The sequence below is a fragment of the Staphylococcus caprae genome (assembly GCF_002902725.1).
Classification (GTDB): Bacteria; Bacillota; Bacilli; order Staphylococcales; family Staphylococcaceae; genus Staphylococcus; species Staphylococcus caprae.
On record NZ_PPRT01000028.1, the window covers coordinates 127,173 to 145,402 of the forward strand.

An 18,230-nucleotide genomic window follows, 5' to 3' on the forward strand; every position below is an offset into this window, starting at 1 on the left:
ACACCCTCCTTAGAATTCCGCTAATTCTCGCATTTTATCTTGTATTTTTTCAGGACTCATCATAATTTCATTTTCGAGGACAGGTGAAAATGGCATAGATGGAACGTCAGGTGCCGCTAATCGCATGATTGGCGCATCCAAATCAAATAGACAATGTTCAGCAATGATTGCTGAGACTTCTGACATTACACTACCTTCTAGATTATCTTCTGTTACTAAAAGGACTTTACCTGTTTTACTTGCGCGTTCAATAATCGTTTCTTTATCAAGTGGATAGACGGTTCTTAAGTCTACTACTTCCACATTAATACCATCTTCTGCTAAAATATCAGCCGCTTGTAAACAGTAGTTAACCATTAAACCATAACAGAATACTGTTATGTCATCACCTTGTCTTTTAACATCGGCCTTACCTAGTGGCACTGTGTAATATGCTTCAGGAACTTCTTCTTTTAAGAATCTGTATGCCTTTTTATGTTCAAAATATAATACTGGATCATTAGATTCAATCGATGATAATAAAAGGCCTTTAGCATCATATGGTGAAGAAGGAATAACAATTGTTAAACCAGGCGTAGAAGCAAAAATGCTTTCAATACTTTGTGAGTGATATAATCCACCGTGCACGCCACCACCAAATGGTGCTCTTATTGTAATAGGACAACCCCAATCATTATTAGAACGATATCTCATTTTAGCGGCTTCACTAATAATTTGGTTCGTTGCCGGTAAAATAAAATCAGCAAATTGAATTTCAGCAATAGGACGTTTACCTATCATCGCAGCACCTATAGCAGTTCCAATAATGTTAGATTCTGCGAGTGGTGTATCAATCACGCGTTCAATTCCATATTTACTTTGTAAACCTTGTGTTACGCCGAAAACGCCACCTTTTTTACCGACATCTTCTCCAAGAATAAATGTGTTTTTATCTTTTTCGAGAGCTAAATCATGAGCTTGTCGAATGGCTTCTAAATAAGATAATTTAGTCATTGTCTTGCACTCCTTCTTCATAGACATATGCATATGCTTCTTCAGTTGAAGGATATGGCGCTTCTTCAGCAGTCTTAGTTGCTTTATTAATGATATCTTTATGTTCTTGTTCTAACTCAGATAACCATTGTTCATCGATAATGGTATTTTCGAGTAGAAACGATTTGAATTTAAGATTGCAATCCCCTTCTTTTAACGAGTCACGTTCTTCTTGAGTACGATATTTATCATCGTCATCTGAAGAGTGTGGTGTCATACGAGAGGTAACAGCTTCTATTAAAGTTGCGCCTTCACCATTTAACGCACGTTCTCTAGCTTCTTTCATTGCTTTATAAACGGCAATAGGATCATTACCATCGACATGTTCTCCGTGCATACCATATCCTAATGCACGATCAGATAAATTTTCTGCTGCATATTGAAGAGAATCTGGCACAGAAATGGCATATTTGTTATTAATAATCACGCAAATAAAAGGTAAATCATGTACACCAGCAAAGTTAAGTCCTTCATGGAAATCACCTTGGTTTGAACTTCCTTCCCCTACTGTAGCAGTAGCGATGTTTTGTTTTTTATCCATTTTTAACGCTAGTGCTGCACCGACAGAATGAGGAATTTGTGTTGCGACTGGTGAACTTTGCGATAGGATTCCTTTTTCTCTATGACTAAAATGAGAAGGCATTTGTTTACCACCAGAGTTGATATCATCTCGTTTGCCAAATGCAGAGAGCATTGTATCTAATGGCGTAATACCCATGTATGTAACAAACGCTAAATCTCGATAATATGGTGAAGAAATGTCTCCTTCTTTCATGGCGTATGCCATGCCTATTTGAGTTGCTTCTTGACCTTGACCGCTAACTACAAAGGGGATTTTGCCTGCGCGATTCAGTAGCCATAATCTTTCGTCTACTTTTCTTCCTAAGTCCATCCATTTATACATATTCTTGAGGTCTTCTTCTGTAAGGCCTGCAGACTTATAATCAATCATCTTTTTTCCTCCTACTATACGTGAATCGCTCTACCTTCTACTTTTAGACCTAGTTCCATTAATACTTCTGATAAAGAAGGATGTGCATGTGTGGTTAAACCAAGTTCTAAAGAAGAGCCATTCATAAACTGTAACAATGAAACTTCATTAATTAATTCCGTTACATGAGGTCCAATCATATTAAGACCAATAATTTCATCTGTTTCTTGATTAATAATCATTTCACAAAAGCCTTTTTGCTCGCCAATATCGTCTATCATTGCTTTACCAATAGCTTTGAATGGTACTTTATAAGCACGTGCTTTAATATTTTGAGCTTTAGCTTGTTCTAAATTCTTACCTATAGAGGCAACTTCTGGATACGTATATACACATTTTGGTACCAGGTCATAATCAACAGGTATAGGTGACCCTTCAAACATGTGCTCTACTGCTGCCATACTTTCTTTAGAGCCAACGTGCGCAAGTTGAAGTTTACCTATGCAATCGCCAGCAGCATAGATATGTTTATCTTCCGTTTGTTGAAATTCATTTGTAAGAATATGACCAGCTTCGTTTGTTTTAATTTTAGTGTTGTTTAATCCAATATCGTGTGTATTGGGTTGTCGACCTATAGATATTAAAACTTTCTCTACATGGATTTGATTATCTCCAAAATGAATTGTAACACCATCATCGTCTTTTTGAATACTATTTTCATCGAGTTGAACATCTTCATGGAATGTCACGCCACGTTGTGTTAATTCGTTCTTCAATGTGGATGCGATTTGCTTACTTTCAGTTGGCAATATACGTTCGTTTGCTTCAATCACTGTTACTTTTGTTCCTAAATCATTTAAGAGAGATGCAAATTCTAAACCGATGACTCCCCCGCCTATAATAGCTAAATGTTCAGGTAGTTCTTGTAATGCTAAAATATCATCACTCGATAGAATACGTTCATGATCAAAATCAATAAAAGGTAACGACTTAGGCGTGGAACCTGTAGCGATAAGTACAAACTGATTTGGTATTAAGTCAGATTCGCCATCGTCATATTCTACAGAGATTGTTCCGCTCTGAGGAGAAAAAATTGATGTTCCAAGTATTCTGCCTGTGCCGTTATAAACGTCAATATGATGGTGTTGCATTAATTGATTAACACCTTGATACATTTGACTTACAATGGCATCTTTACGTTTTAAAATGTTTTCAAAATTAATATTAAAATCATTTACATCAATACCGAATGATGTTGCATTCTTAATTGTATGGTGTACTTCAGCAGATTTTAATAACGATTTAGTAGGTATACAGCCGTTATGCAAACATGTGCCACCTAATAAAGATTTTTCAACGATTGCAACGTTTTTGCCTAATTGTGAAGCTCTAATAGCCGCAACGTATCCGGCAGTGCCTCCACCAAGGACGACTAAATCATATTGTTTTTCTGACATGGTCTTACTCCTTAAATACTTAGAAGACTAAATATGCAAGAACAATTGCTCACCAGTGCATTTTAGTCCCCTAATAGATTTGCTCATTTAGACATTGATACGTTTACAAATTTAATAAAATGTAACTATCAAGGTGCTAATAAAAAATAATACTTTCCTATTCTACATCAATTTGCATTGTTAATACATTTAAAAATAATGAAATTTTTGAATATCCTTAATGACAATTGTTTTAGGATATTGTTTTCAAAATTAAAATTTGAGAACTTGTGACATTTAGGATTGATGATTTTGGGCAATCATTTCCTTAGCATTTTCTCTAGTTAATTCAGTGACGCTAGCGCCTGAAATCATACGTGCGACTTCGTCAATTCTATCATCTTCTAATAATTCTTTAACTTGGGTTGTTGTTCTATCGTCATTAGAAGCTTTACTGATTAAAAGATGATGATCACTCATTGAAGCAACTTGTGGTAAGTGAGAAATGCAAATGACTTGTATATATTCGGCAATATCTCTCATTTTTTCTGCCATTTTTTGTGCCGCTTGTCCAGAAACGCCTGAATCGACTTCATCAAATAGTATCGCTGTTTGTCCGCGTGATTTAACAAAAATACTTTTTAGTGCAAGCATAATTCTAGATAATTCGCCACCTGAAGCAATTTTGTTCAAGCTTTTTAAAGGTTCTCCTTTATTCGGACTAATTAAAAATTCTACAAATTCTATACCTTCTTGATTAGGTTCATCAAGTGGTTTGAATGAAATTTCTAAATTAGCATCTTTCATTTGTAAATTTTGAATTTCTGAAACAATATGGTCGCGTAATTCTCTTGCAACACGTCTCCGTTCTTTAGAAAGTTCTTTGCCTACTTCAAATACTTCTTTATAAAGTCGACTGATTTCTTCTCTAAGTTGTGATGTGCTTTGTTCGTAATTTTCAATTTTATTAATTTCCTCTTCTAATTTACCTTGATATGCAATGAGTTCAGATATATCTTTTCCATACTTACGTTTAAGGTTGTTTAAAAGATTCATCCTAGATTCAAGGTCGTTAAGTATTTGTTCATCAAATTCAGTGTTAGCCATTTCGTCGTAAATTTCGTGCTTTGCATCTTCAAGAATATAGTAAAATTGATCAACGTCTTCTTTTAATTTTTCATATTTCTTTGGAACAATATCATTAATAGATTGTAAGTGGTTACTCAATTCATATAATCGATCTGGAATTGCATTTTCGTCAGTAAGTACTTGATGTGCACTATTTAGAGCTAAACTTAACTTTTCAGAGTTTTGAATGCGTTTTATATCGGTTTCGAGTTGTTCAACTTCGTCTTCTTTAAGTGAAGCTTCAGTAAGCTCTTCAAATTGAAATTTCATTAGATCAAGTCGTTGTAATAATGCTTGGTCTGCCGATTCCAACTCTTCTAATTCTTTTCTTTTATCTTTATATTTTGAAAAAACATCCTGATATTGATGTAACAAATTAGAATATTGATCTTCAGCATAATCATCCAACAATTTAAGATGATACTTTTGTTTAAGCAAAGATTGCGTTTCGTGTTGGCCGTGTATATCTAATAGTTCTTGCATTACCTTTCTCAAATCTTGAAGCGTTACAGTTTGATTATTGATACGACAAATACTTTTACCTGAACTAAATATCTCTCTTTTTACTAGAAGAAAATCTTCATCCACATCTATAGATAAATTTTCAAGAATTGAAATGGCATCTTTACTTTCATCGATATCAAATATACCTTCAATAACGGCTTTCTTTTCGCCGTGACGCACATAATCTGAAGATGCACGCATACCGATTAATTGTCCTATTGCATCAATAATAATGGATTTACCTGATCCAGTTTCACCACTTAACACGGTTAATCCATCTGAAAAATGAATTTCAAGTTCATCTATAATCGCAAATTGCTTTATTGATAAGGTTTGTAACATAAATTCATCGCATCCTTATAATAAATTGAAAATTCGTGTTTTAATCTCTTCACTAGCTTCTTCATCACGGCAGATGAGTAAACATGTATCGTCGCCGCAAATCGTACCAAGCACTTCTTCCCAATCAATTTGGTCTAAAATTGCTCCAATTGATTGTGCGTTACCTGGAAGTGTTTTAAGTACAAGTAAGTTTCCAGTTCCTTCAATATTAACAAAGGAGTCCATAAGGTATCTTCCAAGTTTCTCCAATGGATGATATTTTCTATCATTAGGTAAACTGTATACATATTGACCTGATGGTGCTGGAACTTTGATTAATTGTAATTCTTTAATATCTCTTGAAACTGTCGCTTGTGTCACGTTTAAATCATACTCATTTAATCGTTTTACCAATTCATCTTGTGTCTCTATTTGTTCGTTTGAAATAATCTCTCTAATTTTTATATGTCTAACCGATTTTTTTGGCACAATAAACACCTCTAGTTACGAATATTTATACAATGATTTTAACACATGCATCTCATAACTACTACTAAACACTATTTATCTATTACTTTATTATATTTTTTCTTTGGCATGATAACAGTATTTATTGTAAAATTTAAACTTTTTAAAAGTAAAGTCCAGCCGTTTGTATAAAAATTAATTTATGAATATTTTTTGTATATGCGTATAAAGTTAGGATAAAAAGAAAAACGATTGATGCAATTTTTCATCAATCGTTCATTAATCTTAATGATCTCTATTATAAAATAAATCTACAATTTCCTTTAATTGAGCAGTGTCAAATTGTGATGGTAAACAATCTAGACAATATAATGCTTGTTTCATATGATAATCTAATTTATCTTCTGCGCCTTCTTTTCCTAACAATGAAACATAAGTGCTTTTATGATTCGTTTCGTCGCTTCCAACAGCTTTTCCAAGTTTTTCTTCATCACCATAAACATCTAATAAATCATCTTTGATTTGGAACATCAGCCCTAAATGTTGACTAAATTTTTCTAAGTGATCAGATGTCTCTTGATCGACTTGAGCGATATCAACTGCAGCCATTACTGCAAAAGTAAGTAACGCACCAGTCTTAGCTTTATGGATCGCTTCTAAAGTAGTTAAATCAACCGTTTTATTTTCACTTTGCATGTCTAGAGTTTGACCGCCTACCATGCCTAGATGACCACTTGCCTTAGATAACCTTTGTACTAATTTGACTTTAACTTGATCTACAATTAATTCATCGTTAGAAACCAATTCAAAAGCTTTTGTTAGAAGTGCGTCTCCAGCTAATATTGCTTTCCATTCACCGTATACTTTGTGATTGGTTAGTTTACCGCGGCGATAGTCATCGTCATCCATTGCAGGTAAATCATCGTGAATTAAGGAGTAAGTATGAATCATTTCAAGTGCTAAGGCACTTTGTACCCCTTTATCATAGTCACCTTTTAACATATTAAGTGTTAATAATAATAAAACGGGTCTAATTCTTTTGCCGCCTGCTTGAAGAGAGTACATCATGCTTTCTTCTAAATCAGTGTTTAATGATGAATTTTGAATTGACTGATTTAATTTAGTATTAATTTGTTCAATTAAATTATTCATTGTCGGCTTCTTCATTTTCTTGATCCTCAGCTTCTTCTTGCATTAATTTATTCACTTTCTTTTCAGCATCTTTTAAAGTTGAATCACAAGCAGTTGATAATTTCATTCCTCGTTGATATAAATCTAGTGACTCTTCTAAAGAGACAGTTTCATTATCTAGTTTTTGAACAATGCTTTCTAATTCTTGCATCATTTCTTCAAAACTTTGCTTTTCTTTACTCATCATTACACCTTACTTTCTTGACAATTGCGTCGACATTTCCATCTTTCATTGTTAAAGAAATTGAATCATTTTCTGATAAATCATGTGTGCTTGTAACAACCTTATCATCTTTATTCACAATTGCATAACCACGTAACATTGTATTGGTAGGACTTAAATTATTGAGATTTTCAATTTTATTTTTTAAATCTGCTTTCATTTTGGATAAATCATTGTTTATTTTTTGAGACATTCGAGAACGAAGTTGTGAAATATTTTGTTTATCCTGGTTAATATGTTGGCTAAGTATTCTTAAATTAAAATTTTGTCTTAATAACTTAAGATGTTGGTGTTGTCTTTCAATGTTAGTGAGTGTGATTTGTTTCAGTTGCTTTTCCAAATCATCACGTTTTTGAATCTGTTGATCATACAATAAAGAAGGTTGTTTAAATTTATAATAGGATGATAAATGACTTAACTGTTTCTTTTGTTGCTCAATGTATTGTTTGATAAATCGTGTCAACGAGAATTGATATTGCTTAATTTGTTGCATTAATTCATATTGATCAGGTGTTGCAATTACGGCGGCTTGAGTTGGTGTTGCCGCTCTGAAATCTGCCACAAAATCACTTAAAGTAAAGTCAGTTTCATGTCCTACAGCTGAAATGATTGGTGTAGTACATTGATAGATAGCTTTAACAACCTCTTCTTCATTGAAATTCCATAAATCCTCAATTGAACCGCCACCACGACCAACAATAATAGTATCTACATTTAGAGAGTCGGCATATTGAATTTTTTCGATGATATCTTCTTTAGCCTGAGTTCCTTGTACTAAGGTACTAATTTGAATTTGTTCCACTAAGGGATATCTACTGTTAATTGTAGAATGAATATCTCTAATTGCAGCACCAGTACTTGCAGTGAGTACAGCTATTTTCTTAGGAAACTTTGGTATAGGTTTTTTGATGTTATTATCAAAATATCCCTCTTTAGCAAGTTTCTTTTTGAGTTCTTCTAACTTTTGGTATAAGTTTCCTATTCCATCAAGTTGCATTTTATTCACATAAATTTGATAGTTACCTCTTCTCTCGTAAACAGAGACTCGAGCTTCCAATAGTACTTCGTCCCCCTCTTTGGGTTCGAAACCTAATTTGGAAGCATTTCCTTTGAACATCATTGCACTAATCACAGACTCTTTATCTTTAACATTAAAGTATAAATGGCCACTTGAATGTTTCTTGAAATTTGAAAGTTCTCCTTTTAATAGAACAGATTGTAAATGAGGATCTTGATCAAATTTATATTTGATGTATTTAGTTAGAGTAGAAACACTTAAATATTCAGTCATAAATATCACTCATTTTAATTAATTTATATTACTTAAAACACCATTGATAAATTTGTAGTGATCATCGTCGCTAAATTGTTTAGTTAGTTCTACAGCTTCGTTGATAATCACTTTTTCCGGTGTGTCACTATGTAGCATTTCAAAAGTCGCCATTCTAAGAATAATGCGATCGGATTTAAGTAGACGTTCAATAGACCAATCTTTTAAATGTGGTTTAATTTTTTCATCTAAAACAGATTCATGGTCTTTAACACCTGTAACCAACCAATGAATAAAATCAAAATCTAATTCTGGATGATCATCTTTAATGAAATTAATTGCTTCAATAATTGTTAAATCTGTATCTTTCATTTCTAATTGAAATAAAGTTTGAAAAGCTTGAATTCTAGATTCTTTACGACTCATATTTTACTCCTTCAAACGTATTAATATAATTAATAAGGCTGGGACATCATTTATTATCTCAGCCTTATTTATATTGTGGCGAATATGTCTGAATTGAAAGTGTGCTTAAAGCGAGCTACACTCAATTCTAGCCATACTTGCCGTTGGATGTGGGATAACAAAATTAATTCTCCTATGTTATATTTCTGACCCACTTCCGCATTAAAATTTATTTATTTTTCTACAACGATTTGTGTAATATGAATGTTAATTTGATTTGGTTCAATTGCTGTCATAGTCGTTATTGAATTGAAAATTGAAGCTTGAATTTTCTTTGCCGTTTTAGATATATTCACGCCATGTTTGAGTGCACAGTATACATCTATATAAATACCATCATCTTTAGCTTCAATTTTTACATCTCTATAGAGGTTCTTTCGACTAATTTTTTCTAAATTTGTCTTTTTTAATTCAGCAAAATGGCCTGTAATTCCATCAACCTCTGATGTCGCAATACTTGCGATAACAGATAATACTTCGGGTGCAATTTCAATTTTTCCTAGATTAGATTGAGAATAATCTGCTACATTGACCATTCTATAACCTCCTATGATTGATTATCACTCATAATATTATATTTCTCTAAGAATTTAGTGTTAAATTCGCCACTTCTAAATATGTCATTATTTAAAAGTCTTAAATGGAATGGAATAGTTGTATCTATCCCTAGTACTAAATATTCACTTAAAGCTCGAACACCAGTCATAATTGCTTCATCTCTCGTAGGTTCATGTACGATGAGTTTAGCTACCATAGAGTCATAATACGGTGGTATTGTGTAATTAGTATAACATGCTGATTCGATTCTTACTCCGAAACCACCTGGTGCTAGATACTGAGTGATTTTACCAGGTGAAGGCATAAAGTCTTTATATGGATTTTCAGCATTGATACGAAATTCTATTGCATGACCATTGATAGTAATTTCCTCTTGTTTAAATGGTAAAGCTTCACCCATAGCTACTTTTAATTGTAATTTAACTAAATCCACACCCGTAACCATTTCAGTAACTGGATGTTCTACTTGAATACGTGTGTTCATTTCCATGAAATAGAATTTATCATCATCAAGGTCATAAATAAATTCGATTGTACCAGCATTTTCATAATTGACAGCTTTTGCAGCTCTTACAGCAGCATTACCCATCTCTTGTCGTTTCTCTTCGCTAAGAATTGGAGAAGGTGCTTCTTCAACTAATTTTTGCATTCTACGTTGTATTGTACAATCACGTTCCCCTAAGTGAATGACGTTACCATAACTATCTCCAATAATTTGTATTTCTATATGTCTAAAGTTTTCAATGAATTTCTCAAGATATAAACCACCATTACCGAAAGCAGTTTCAGCTTCTTGTTGGGTCATACGGTAGCCAGTTTCAAGTTCTTTTTCATCACGTGCCACGCGAATTCCTTTACCGCCGCCACCTGCAGTTGCTTTAATGATTACAGGATATCCAATTTTTTTAGCGACTTTCTTAGCATCATCTATACTTTGAATAAGTCCTTCACTTCCTGGAACAACAGGAACGTTCGCTTTAATCATTTCTGCTTTAGCTACATCTTTAATTCCCATTTTTTGGATAGATTGATAACTAGGTCCTATAAATTTAAGTTGACACGCTTCGCATAATTCTGCAAAGTCTCCATTTTCAGCTAAAAAGCCATAACCAGGATGGATACCATCACAGCCAGTAGAAGTTGCTATAGATAAGATGTTAGGTATATTCAAATAAGAATCTTTAGATAAAGTAGGTCCGACGCAATAAGCTTCATCAGCAATTTGAGTATGTAATGCGTCTTTATCTCCTTCAGAATATATTGCTACTGTTTGAATACCTAAATCGTGAGCTGCACGAATAATTCTAACAGCAATTTCACCACGATTAGCAATTAAAATCTTATTCATTATTTCACCTTAAATAACGGCTGGCCATACTCTACCATTTGTCCGTCTTCTACTAAAATTTCTACGATTTCACCTGATGTTTCAGCTTGAATTTCATTGAATAATTTCATTGCTTCTAAAATACATACAGTTGAATCATTTGAAACTTTGTCCCCTACTTGAACATAAGCATCTTCTTCTGGTGATGGTGATTTATAGAATGTACCTACCATCGGTGCATTGATTGTTTCGTAATTATCACTAGCTGATTCTTGTGTATCATTCCCTGCATCAGCTGACACTTGAGGTTGTGGTGCCGCTTGTGGTTGAGCAATTTGTTGTGCTGGTTGTTGAGCAACTTGTGGCGTAATAATTTCAGTTTCCTTTTCTTTTTTAAGATTTACTACGCTACCTTTATTATCCTCAATATTTATTTCTGTTAAGTTAGATTGATCAAGAATTTCAATTAATTCTTTTATTTCTTTAAAGTTCATTTCGTACTGACTCCTTAGGTTTGTTTTCATCTACCCGTCTATTTTACTTGAGTAAATGACTCAATTCAAGCATGTTCATACGATGACACATGGATAACTAGCATAATAACTTATGATTTTGGAAAAGGATAACCAAAATTAAAAGACTGAAGCATTTACGCATTAAATTATAAATATTAAAATAATGCGCATGATTTCTTCAGTCTTAAAGTATAAATGGGCAATTTCTTATTTATTGCATAACTCATAGTTATTGTTCTAAATCCAGTTCATTAAAACTTTCCTTAAGAATTGAAACGCCCTCTTCAATTTGTTCATATGTAATTGTTAAAGGTGGTAAAAGACGGATTACATTTGTGCCGGCAGTTAAAACAATTAAACCTTTTGTTCTTGCTTTAGAAACTATTTCGTTTATATTGCATGTCGTTTCTATCCCTATCATTAATCCCTTTCCACGAATATCAGTTACACGTGGATAATCGATGAAAACTTTATTTAAACAATTTAATAGATATTGACCTTTATGATAAACACTTTCTAGAAAATTTGAATCATTAACAATTTCTAGCGTTTTAAGTGCTGCCGCCATTGCTAGTCTATTGCCACCAAAAGTTGTACCATGGCTACCATAACCAAACGCGTCACTAATATTTCTTTTACCGAGTAGTGCACCTACAGGTATGCCATTACCTAAACCTTTAGCTAAAGTGATGATATCAGGACTTATATCATAGTGCTCATACGCAAATAACTTTCCAGTTCTGCCTATACCTGTTTGAATTTCATCTATAATCACTAGTATGTGATGTTGGTTACAAAATTCTACCAATTGCTGAATGAAGGTTTTGTTTGCAGGCCTTACACCAGATTCGCCCTGAATAAGTTCGAGCATTACTGCTGCTGTATCCTTCGTGACTAAAGATTTAAATGAAGAGAAATTGTTGAATTCAGCAAATTTAAATCCTGGAACAACAGGTTCAAAATTTAATTTGATCGCATCTTGACCAGTAGCTGACATTGAACCATATGTACGTCCATGAAAAGATTGATGAAAAGCAATGATTTCAGTTTTGCCAGTCGTTTTTCGAGCAAGCTTAATCGCTGCTTCGTTTGCTTCAGTCCCACTATTACAAAAGAATGCCACATAGTCATCAGTTCTAATTAATTTTTCAGCAACTTTTTCTTGTAGCTGACTTTTGTAAATATTTGGCGAATGCCAAATGAGTTGTAATTGTTGTTCTACGGCTTCTTTTACATCTTCGTTAAATCCTAAATTGGTTACGCCAATTCCTGATGAGAAATCAATATATGAACGACCAGTTTGATCGATTAACTCATTGCCATTTGCTTTAATAAATTCTATATTTGCACGCAAGTAATTTTTAAATAGATAGCTCATTTTATATCACCTCTGATTATCGTACCTGATTTCAAGTTGTTACTAATCATCACCCGTGCTACACCTGATTGGACAGTATGGATAGCACTTTCTACTTTCGGTATCATGCCACCTTTAATAATATTATCTCGAATTTCATCTTTTGCTTGATGGATTGTTAACGTATCTATGACGGAATTATTATCAATTACTCCAGGTACATCAGTCATTAAGATGAGTTGTTCAGCTTTCAAAGTTATTGCTAATGAAGTTGCCAAATAATCGGCGTTAATATTTAACCATTCATCTTTATCGTTGACGCCTAAACTTGCTAATACTGGAATTGCATTGTGAGAGGTGATTGTTTTGAGGATACCAACGTTAATTTCTTTTACTTTTCCAACATATCCATACAAATCTTTATACAGAAATTGGGCTTTGACTAAGTCTTTTAAAATATCTGTACATTGAACGATATTTAAGTTGGTCGTTTTCAATTGATGGATAAGTTGTTTGCCTACTTTATCCACTAAAGCGTGATAAATCAAAGGTAAGTCTTCTTTAGAAGTAATTCTAATGCCATTTACTTTATGAGTTATATGTTTATGTTCTTGAAGGGTTTGGCTAATCACTAAACCTCCTCCATGAACTATAATCATTTGCTTATTTTGTTCATGCCATTTTACAATTTGTTCTATAAACTCCGAGTTCAAATTTTCAGTAGCTATACCTCCAATTTTTATGACTATAATATTCTTCATGTTGCCCTCCTATGTTGTATATAATGCATTAATTTTTACATAATCATATGATAAGTCGCATCCCCAAGCTTTTCCCTCGCATTGACCACCATTGAGGTTCATATGTATAGTTACTTCATCCTTACTCATGATATCTTGCATTTCTTCTTTGTCGAAATGGATTGGAGAAGATTTAGAAAGCACGGTAATGTTTCCTATTGCAATATCTATTTGATTAGGATTGAAAGTTGTGTCTGCGTATCCTGCTGCAGCAATAATTCTTCCCCAATTAGGATCTTCGCCAAAAATAGCAGTCTTAACTAAGCTCGACCCTACGATACATTTAGCTATCATACGTGCTGATTCTGAATTTTGTGCACCTGTGACATTGACTTCTATTAATTTGGTTGCGCCTTCCCCATCTTTTGCAATCTTTTTTGCTAAATCTTGCATAATATGAAAAAGCATAGCTTTAAACTTAGTATAGTCAGATGTGTTAGGTAAAATTTCTTTATTGTTTGTACATCCGTTTGACATGACAATGACCATATCATTTGTTGAGGTATCTCCATCTACAGTAATTTGATTAAATGTGATCTGTACGATTTCGCTAAGCGCTTGTTGAAGTGTTTGGGTAGATATGTTTGCGTCACAAGTAATGAATGCTAGCATTGTAGCCATGTTTGGGTGTATCATTCCAGAACCTTTAGCAACACCTGCCATAGTCACGATATCTTTATCAAATGTTTCTGTAACAACACACGTTTTTGTATCTTTATCAGTAGTTAATATTGATTTTGCGAAATCATCAGCATTACCGTTGATAACCAGTTTTGAAAAACCATTTTCAAGAATATTCATTGGCATCATTTCACCGATGACACCTGTAGAAGCTACACCGACGTATTCTTTTTTAATTTGTAGTTTTTCAGCAGCCCATTGTTGCATTGTATGAGCATCTTGTAGTCCCTGTTCACCAGTACACGAATTAGCTATTCCAGAGTTAACGACAATTGCTTGCATTTGACCTTCATTTTCAATACAAGATTGAGTTAAAATAAGAGGTGCCGCGATGACTTTATTAGTTGTAAAAACACCCGCAACATTGGCAGGGACTTCTGATACTATCCATCCAAAATCTAATTTCTTTCTTTTAAATCCTGCATGAAGTCCGTCGGCTGAGAAACCTAATGGACTAGCAATATTACCTTCAATCACTTTCATATTTCATACCACCTAACTATAGATAAAATGGAGAAGATTCAAGACCTTCTGTTTCATTAAAGCCGTACATTAAATTTAAACTTTGTAGTGCTTGACCTGCTGCGCCTTTTATTAAATTATCAATAACAGAAACAATTGTGAGTACTTGTGTGTGTTTGTTATATTGAAAGCCAATATCTGTATAATTGGAACCAACAACATCATGTAATTCTGGAATTGATTCTTTAATTCTTACGAAAGGTTTGTCTTCGTATATTTTTAAATAAGCATTTCTAATGTCTTCCGGGTTGGAGTTTCTATTAAGTCGACAATAAATTGTTGCGACAATGCCTCGGTTAAGTGGTAATAAAGATGTAGAAAACTGAATATTCTGTATATTTGGATTAAAAATTTTTAACGCTTGAATAATCTCTGGGATGTGTTGGTGCGTATTTAACTTATATGTAGTGTAATTATTATTAACATTTACATAATGTGAGATGTTCGATAATGCTTTTCCTGCTCCAGACAATCCACTCTTTGCATCCACAATAATAGAATCGATATCAATTAGGCGGTTTTTTATTAAAGGAATTAAAGCCAGTTCAGTTGCAGTCGCATAACATCCAGGATTTGCAATGAACTTTTGATGATTTAAGTCAGTAAATTCTGCTAAACCATAAACAAATTGAGTCTGAATGTCTTTGTCGACAGGTGTATTATGATACCAATTTTCATATATATCGGGACTTAAGCGATGGTCCCCTGATAAATCAATGACAGGAAAATTTGCTTCTACAAAAGCTCGTGATAAGTTTTTAGCAACGCCACTTGGTGTAGCGAAAAATACTAAATCAGATTGATTCATAATATAACTACTATTAAACGGTTCTATTTTTAAGTCACATATCCCTTTTAAATGTGGAAAGATATCGGAGATTGATTTACCAATCTCTTTAGTAGCATGAATCGAAGCAATAGTGATACGTGGATGATTGAGTGCTAAGCGTAATAGTTCTAAACCTGAATAACCTGTAATACCAACAATAGATATGTGCATATTTAAACCCCTTTATGTATTATTATGTAATATTATACATATATTATACTATTTTACAACGTTAAAATTGAATGAATATACATCACAAAAGAAACCCCTAAAGTATACTACATCTATGGATGCAGCCTTTAGGGGTTGGAAAATTATAAAGTATTAAAAGTTATCCTCTTGAAATGTAACTTCCGTCACCAGTATTAATTACTAAAATATCACCTTCATTAACGAATAAAGGTACATTTAAAGTATAGCCAGTTTCCACAGTTGCAGATTTAGTTGCACCTGTAGCTGTATCACCTTTGATACCTGGTTCTGTTTCAGTTACTTCTAGTTCAACTGTCTTAGGTAGTTCAACTCCAATGATTTCACTTTCATATGATTGAACTTGAACTTCCATATTTGCTTTTAAATAGTTTAATTCATCTTTTAAGTAGTCGCCAGGTAATTCGATTTGATCGAATGTTTCATTATCCATGAAAATATGATTATCGCCATCAGCGTATAAGTATTGCATACGACGATTTTCAATCATCGCTTGTTCAACTTTTTCGCCAGCTCTAAATGTTTTTTCTTGGATTGCACCTGTTCTTAAATTACGTAATTTTGAACGAACAAATGCTGAACCTTTTCCTGGTTTTACGTGTTGGAAATCAATTACTTTCCAAATTCCATTATCTACAGAAATTGTTAAGCCTGTTTTAAAATCATTTACTGAAATCATTCAGTCTCCTCCTCAATTATACGCGCTTACTCTAAAATAATAAGGTCTTTTGTGCATTTAGTAAAGACATCACAGCCATTTTCCGTAATTAAAATGTCATCTTCAATTCTAACGCCACCCAGACCATCGACATAAATACCGGGTTCAATTGTAACACAGTTATTGACTTGTAACTCGCCTGTGCTATTTTTAGATAGCAATGGGCCTTCATGAATATCTAAACCAATACCATGTCCTAAAGAATGACCAAATTCTTGACCATAACCGTGTGCGTCGATGTAATCTCTTGATAATGCATCGGCTTCTTGAACAGTCATGCCAGGGCGAATTTCATCAATCGCTTTAATTTGTGATGACAACACGATGTTGTAAATCTCTTTCATCTTAGGATCAGGTTCTCCTATAGCAAACGTTCGTGTAATATCAGAGCAATAACCTCTATAGTATGCTCCGAAATCTAGTGTAATCATATCGCCTTTTTCGATAAGTTTATCACTTGCAACACCGTGTGGTAAGGCACCTCTATATCCTGATGCTACTATTGTATCAAAAGATGGTCCATCTGCACCTAATTCTAACATTTTACTTTCAAGCAATGCCTTGATTTCTCTTTCGCTCATACCCACTTTTACTACAGTTAAAATATAGTCATACGTTTTGTCTACAATTTCTGCAGCTTTTTGTATCAGTTTAATTTCCTCTTCACTTTTCACTTTTCTAATTTTATCGATAGAATCAGAAATACTAATTAAGGTAATCATCCCTTTATTTAATTCAACATATGTATCATAACTAATTTGATGGCCTTCAAATCCAATATTAGATAATTGCGCTTGTTCTAATATATTTTTGATTTCTGTGATTAAACCATTTTGGCGATTGATTATTTCAAATTCTGGAGCTTGCTTAGTCGCCTGTTCAATATATCTAAAATCAGTAACCAGATAATTCTTATTATGCGTGATAATTAACGCACCACTTGTACCAGTGAATCCTGAAAGATATCTTCTGTTGAAATCAGACAAAACAATCATTGCATCCAAACGTTTATGATTTAAGATTTCATGAACTTGTTCCAATTTATTCATTTATATCACTCCTATGTTAACGTTTGTACATTTTTATTTTATACATTAAAATGATAGCATAATTAATAATGAGAATAATAGTTTTTGGTTTAGGGAGAATACAATGAAAAAGTTTATATTAGTGCTTGGAGCATCTTGTTTGTTAGCGGGTTGTGGGAGCCAAAATTTGGCACCCTTAGAGGATAAAACCACTAAATTACGAGATAATAACCACCAACTTAAGTTAGATATACAGCAACTTAATGAAGATATAAGTAACCAAAAATCAAAAATTGCTGGATTACAACAAGATAAAGAAAATAGTAAAAAAACGTCCTCTAATAAATTGAAAATAAAAAATTTAAAAGCATCTTCTGATTATTATGATAAAATCGCTAATGCGATTGGTGATTATAGAAATGTTGAGTCTGACGTTTCCAAGAATAAAGGTAAGAAAGATGTACAGGATAAGTTAGATAAAATTTCAAATGAAATTGATGAAGCATATTCTAAATATAAAAGTTCTATAGATAGTGATTCAAAATCTGAAGAAGATAAACAAAAAAGAAAAGAAATCAGTAAATTTGATAAAGATTTATCTAGTGCTATGGATAAAATCCGAAATGGCTATCAATCTAAAGATAGTAAGCAAATTAAAAAAGGTCAGCAAAAACTTGCGACTGTAAGTTCCAATATAAGTTAATAGGAGTTTTTAA

General features: G+C 33.2%; 19 protein-coding genes. 1 reads left to right on the plus strand and 18 read right to left on the minus strand.

Annotation, left to right across the window (positions count from 1 at the left end; translation table 11 throughout):
- Nucleotides 1-9: 9 nt before the first annotated feature.
- The 18 genes from CD155_RS05910 to CD155_RS05995 all read right to left on the minus strand — a co-directional run bounded on the left by CD155_RS05910 (nt 10) and on the right by CD155_RS05995 (nt 17,535).
- The gene (locus tag CD155_RS05910; RefSeq protein WP_002443035.1) at nt 10-993 is read right to left on the minus strand and encodes an alpha-ketoacid dehydrogenase subunit beta; all 984 of its coding nucleotides are present in this window, start codon (nt 991-993) and stop codon (nt 10-12) included.
- Nucleotides 986-1,984 carry a thiamine pyrophosphate-dependent dehydrogenase E1 component subunit alpha gene (locus CD155_RS05915; protein ID WP_103212795.1) on the minus strand — a complete coding sequence of 333 codons (999 nt, stop codon included), beginning with the start codon at nt 1,982-1,984 and terminating at the stop codon, nt 986-988. Before CD155_RS05915 ends, CD155_RS05910 begins: the two co-directional genes overlap by 8 nt.
- A gap of 14 nt (nt 1,985-1,998) precedes the next feature.
- Complete coding sequence (lpdA, locus tag CD155_RS05920; protein ID WP_103212796.1) at nt 1,999-3,420, minus strand: dihydrolipoyl dehydrogenase; 1,422 nt, start codon at nt 3,418-3,420, stop codon at nt 1,999-2,001.
- 276 nt (nt 3,421-3,696) lie between these two features.
- Nucleotides 3,697-5,373: a DNA repair protein RecN gene (gene recN, locus CD155_RS05925; protein ID WP_070872142.1), complete on the minus strand. Its 1,677-nt coding sequence runs from the start codon at nt 5,371-5,373 to the stop codon at nt 3,697-3,699.
- 15 nt (nt 5,374-5,388) lie between these two features.
- Entirely contained in the window at nt 5,389-5,841 is a 453-nt protein-coding gene (ahrC, locus tag CD155_RS05930) for a transcriptional regulator AhrC/ArgR (protein WP_037541473.1), read from the minus strand.
- A 264-nt stretch (nt 5,842-6,105) separates the two neighbouring features.
- Entirely contained in the window at nt 6,106-6,987 is an 882-nt protein-coding gene (locus tag CD155_RS05935) for a polyprenyl synthetase family protein (RefSeq protein ID WP_172605823.1), read from the minus strand.
- The gene (locus CD155_RS05940; RefSeq protein ID WP_037541476.1) at nt 6,965-7,195 is read right to left on the minus strand and encodes an exodeoxyribonuclease VII small subunit; all 231 of its coding nucleotides are present in this window, start codon (nt 7,193-7,195) and stop codon (nt 6,965-6,967) included. The genes CD155_RS05935 and CD155_RS05940 overlap by 23 nt, the downstream gene beginning before the upstream one ends.
- Entirely contained in the window at nt 7,188-8,525 is a 1,338-nt protein-coding gene (gene xseA / locus CD155_RS05945) for an exodeoxyribonuclease VII large subunit (RefSeq protein WP_103212798.1), read from the minus strand. Before xseA ends, CD155_RS05940 begins: the two co-directional genes overlap by 8 nt.
- Before the next feature lie 18 nt (nt 8,526-8,543).
- On the minus strand, nt 8,544-8,930 hold the full coding sequence (nusB, locus tag CD155_RS05950; RefSeq protein ID WP_103212799.1) for a transcription antitermination factor NusB: 387 nt from the start codon (nt 8,928-8,930) through the stop codon (nt 8,544-8,546).
- A 212-nt stretch (nt 8,931-9,142) separates the two neighbouring features.
- Nucleotides 9,143-9,505, minus strand: a complete 363-nt coding sequence (locus CD155_RS05955) for an Asp23/Gls24 family envelope stress response protein (protein ID WP_002443053.1) — start codon at nt 9,503-9,505, stop codon at nt 9,143-9,145.
- Nucleotides 9,506-9,516: 11 nt separating this feature from the next.
- A complete protein-coding gene (gene accC / locus CD155_RS05960) occupies nt 9,517-10,875 on the minus strand; it encodes an acetyl-CoA carboxylase biotin carboxylase subunit (protein ID WP_044466723.1) in 1,359 nt (452 codons plus the stop codon).
- Nucleotides 10,875-11,348, minus strand: a complete 474-nt coding sequence (gene accB / locus CD155_RS05965; RefSeq protein WP_002443055.1) for an acetyl-CoA carboxylase biotin carboxyl carrier protein — start codon at nt 11,346-11,348, stop codon at nt 10,875-10,877. Before accB ends, accC begins: the two co-directional genes overlap by 1 nt.
- Before the next feature lie 250 nt (nt 11,349-11,598).
- Nucleotides 11,599-12,747 carry an acetylornithine transaminase gene (locus tag CD155_RS05970; RefSeq protein WP_070872138.1) on the minus strand — a complete coding sequence of 383 codons (1,149 nt, stop codon included), beginning with the start codon at nt 12,745-12,747 and terminating at the stop codon, nt 11,599-11,601.
- Entirely contained in the window at nt 12,744-13,487 is a 744-nt protein-coding gene (gene argB, locus CD155_RS05975; RefSeq protein ID WP_103212800.1) for an acetylglutamate kinase, read from the minus strand. Before argB ends, CD155_RS05970 begins: the two co-directional genes overlap by 4 nt.
- 9 nt (nt 13,488-13,496) lie before the next feature.
- The gene (gene argJ / locus CD155_RS05980; protein WP_103212801.1) at nt 13,497-14,690 is read right to left on the minus strand and encodes a bifunctional glutamate N-acetyltransferase/amino-acid acetyltransferase ArgJ; all 1,194 of its coding nucleotides are present in this window, start codon (nt 14,688-14,690) and stop codon (nt 13,497-13,499) included.
- Nucleotides 14,691-14,706: 16 nt separating this feature from the next.
- Nucleotides 14,707-15,729 (minus strand): N-acetyl-gamma-glutamyl-phosphate reductase, encoded by a 1,023-nt coding sequence (gene argC, locus CD155_RS05985; RefSeq protein ID WP_103212802.1) that lies wholly within the window; start codon nt 15,727-15,729, stop codon nt 14,707-14,709.
- A gap of 160 nt (nt 15,730-15,889) precedes the next feature.
- Nucleotides 15,890-16,447: an elongation factor P gene (efp, locus tag CD155_RS05990; protein ID WP_002443060.1), complete on the minus strand. Its 558-nt coding sequence runs from the start codon at nt 16,445-16,447 to the stop codon at nt 15,890-15,892.
- Nucleotides 16,448-16,473: 26 nt separating this feature from the next.
- Nucleotides 16,474-17,535 (minus strand): M24 family metallopeptidase, encoded by a 1,062-nt coding sequence (locus CD155_RS05995; RefSeq protein WP_103212803.1) that lies wholly within the window; start codon nt 17,533-17,535, stop codon nt 16,474-16,476.
- Nucleotides 17,536-17,638: 103 nt separating this feature from the next.
- Here CD155_RS05995 and CD155_RS06000 point away from each other — a divergent pair, with 103 nt between their 5' ends.
- A complete protein-coding gene (locus tag CD155_RS06000; RefSeq protein ID WP_049402082.1) occupies nt 17,639-18,217 on the plus strand; it encodes a hypothetical protein in 579 nt (192 codons plus the stop codon).
- Nucleotides 18,218-18,230 lie beyond the last annotated feature (13 nt).

Coding starts and splice junctions, on each gene's coding strand:
- CD155_RS05915 (WP_103212795.1), bottom strand. CDS start 1,984: ATGATTGATTATAAGTCTGCAGGCCTTACAGAAGAAGACCTCAAGAAT.
- CD155_RS05910 (WP_002443035.1), bottom strand. CDS start 993: ATGACTAAATTATCTTATTTAGAAGCCATTCGACAAGCTCATGATTTA.
- CD155_RS05955 (WP_002443053.1), bottom strand. CDS start 9,505: ATGGTCAATGTAGCAGATTATTCTCAATCTAATCTAGGAAAAATTGAA.
- CD155_RS06000 (WP_049402082.1), top strand. CDS start 17,639: ATGAAAAAGTTTATATTAGTGCTTGGAGCATCTTGTTTGTTAGCGGGT.
- accC (WP_044466723.1), bottom strand. CDS start 10,875: ATGAATAAGATTTTAATTGCTAATCGTGGTGAAATTGCTGTTAGAATT.
- efp (WP_002443060.1), bottom strand. CDS start 16,447: ATGATTTCAGTAAATGATTTTAAAACAGGCTTAACAATTTCTGTAGAT.
- lpdA (WP_103212796.1), bottom strand. CDS start 3,420: ATGTCAGAAAAACAATATGATTTAGTCGTCCTTGGTGGAGGCACTGCC.
- argC (WP_103212802.1), bottom strand. CDS start 15,729: ATGCACATATCTATTGTTGGTATTACAGGTTATTCAGGTTTAGAACTA.
- argB (WP_103212800.1), bottom strand. CDS start 13,487: ATGAAGAATATTATAGTCATAAAAATTGGAGGTATAGCTACTGAAAAT.
- accB (WP_002443055.1), bottom strand. CDS start 11,348: ATGAACTTTAAAGAAATAAAAGAATTAATTGAAATTCTTGATCAATCT.
- CD155_RS05995 (WP_103212803.1), bottom strand. CDS start 17,535: ATGAATAAATTGGAACAAGTTCATGAAATCTTAAATCATAAACGTTTG.
- CD155_RS05970 (WP_070872138.1), bottom strand. CDS start 12,747: ATGAGCTATCTATTTAAAAATTACTTGCGTGCAAATATAGAATTTATT.
- CD155_RS05940 (WP_037541476.1), bottom strand. CDS start 7,195: ATGAGTAAAGAAAAGCAAAGTTTTGAAGAAATGATGCAAGAATTAGAA.
- nusB (WP_103212799.1), bottom strand. CDS start 8,930: ATGAGTCGTAAAGAATCTAGAATTCAAGCTTTTCAAACTTTATTTCAA.
- xseA (WP_103212798.1), bottom strand. CDS start 8,525: ATGACTGAATATTTAAGTGTTTCTACTCTAACTAAATACATCAAATAT.
- CD155_RS05935 (WP_172605823.1), bottom strand. CDS start 6,987: ATGAAGAAGCCGACAATGAATAATTTAATTGAACAAATTAATACTAAA.
- recN (WP_070872142.1), bottom strand. CDS start 5,373: ATGTTACAAACCTTATCAATAAAGCAATTTGCGATTATAGATGAACTT.
- argJ (WP_103212801.1), bottom strand. CDS start 14,690: ATGAAAGTGATTGAAGGTAATATTGCTAGTCCATTAGGTTTCTCAGCC.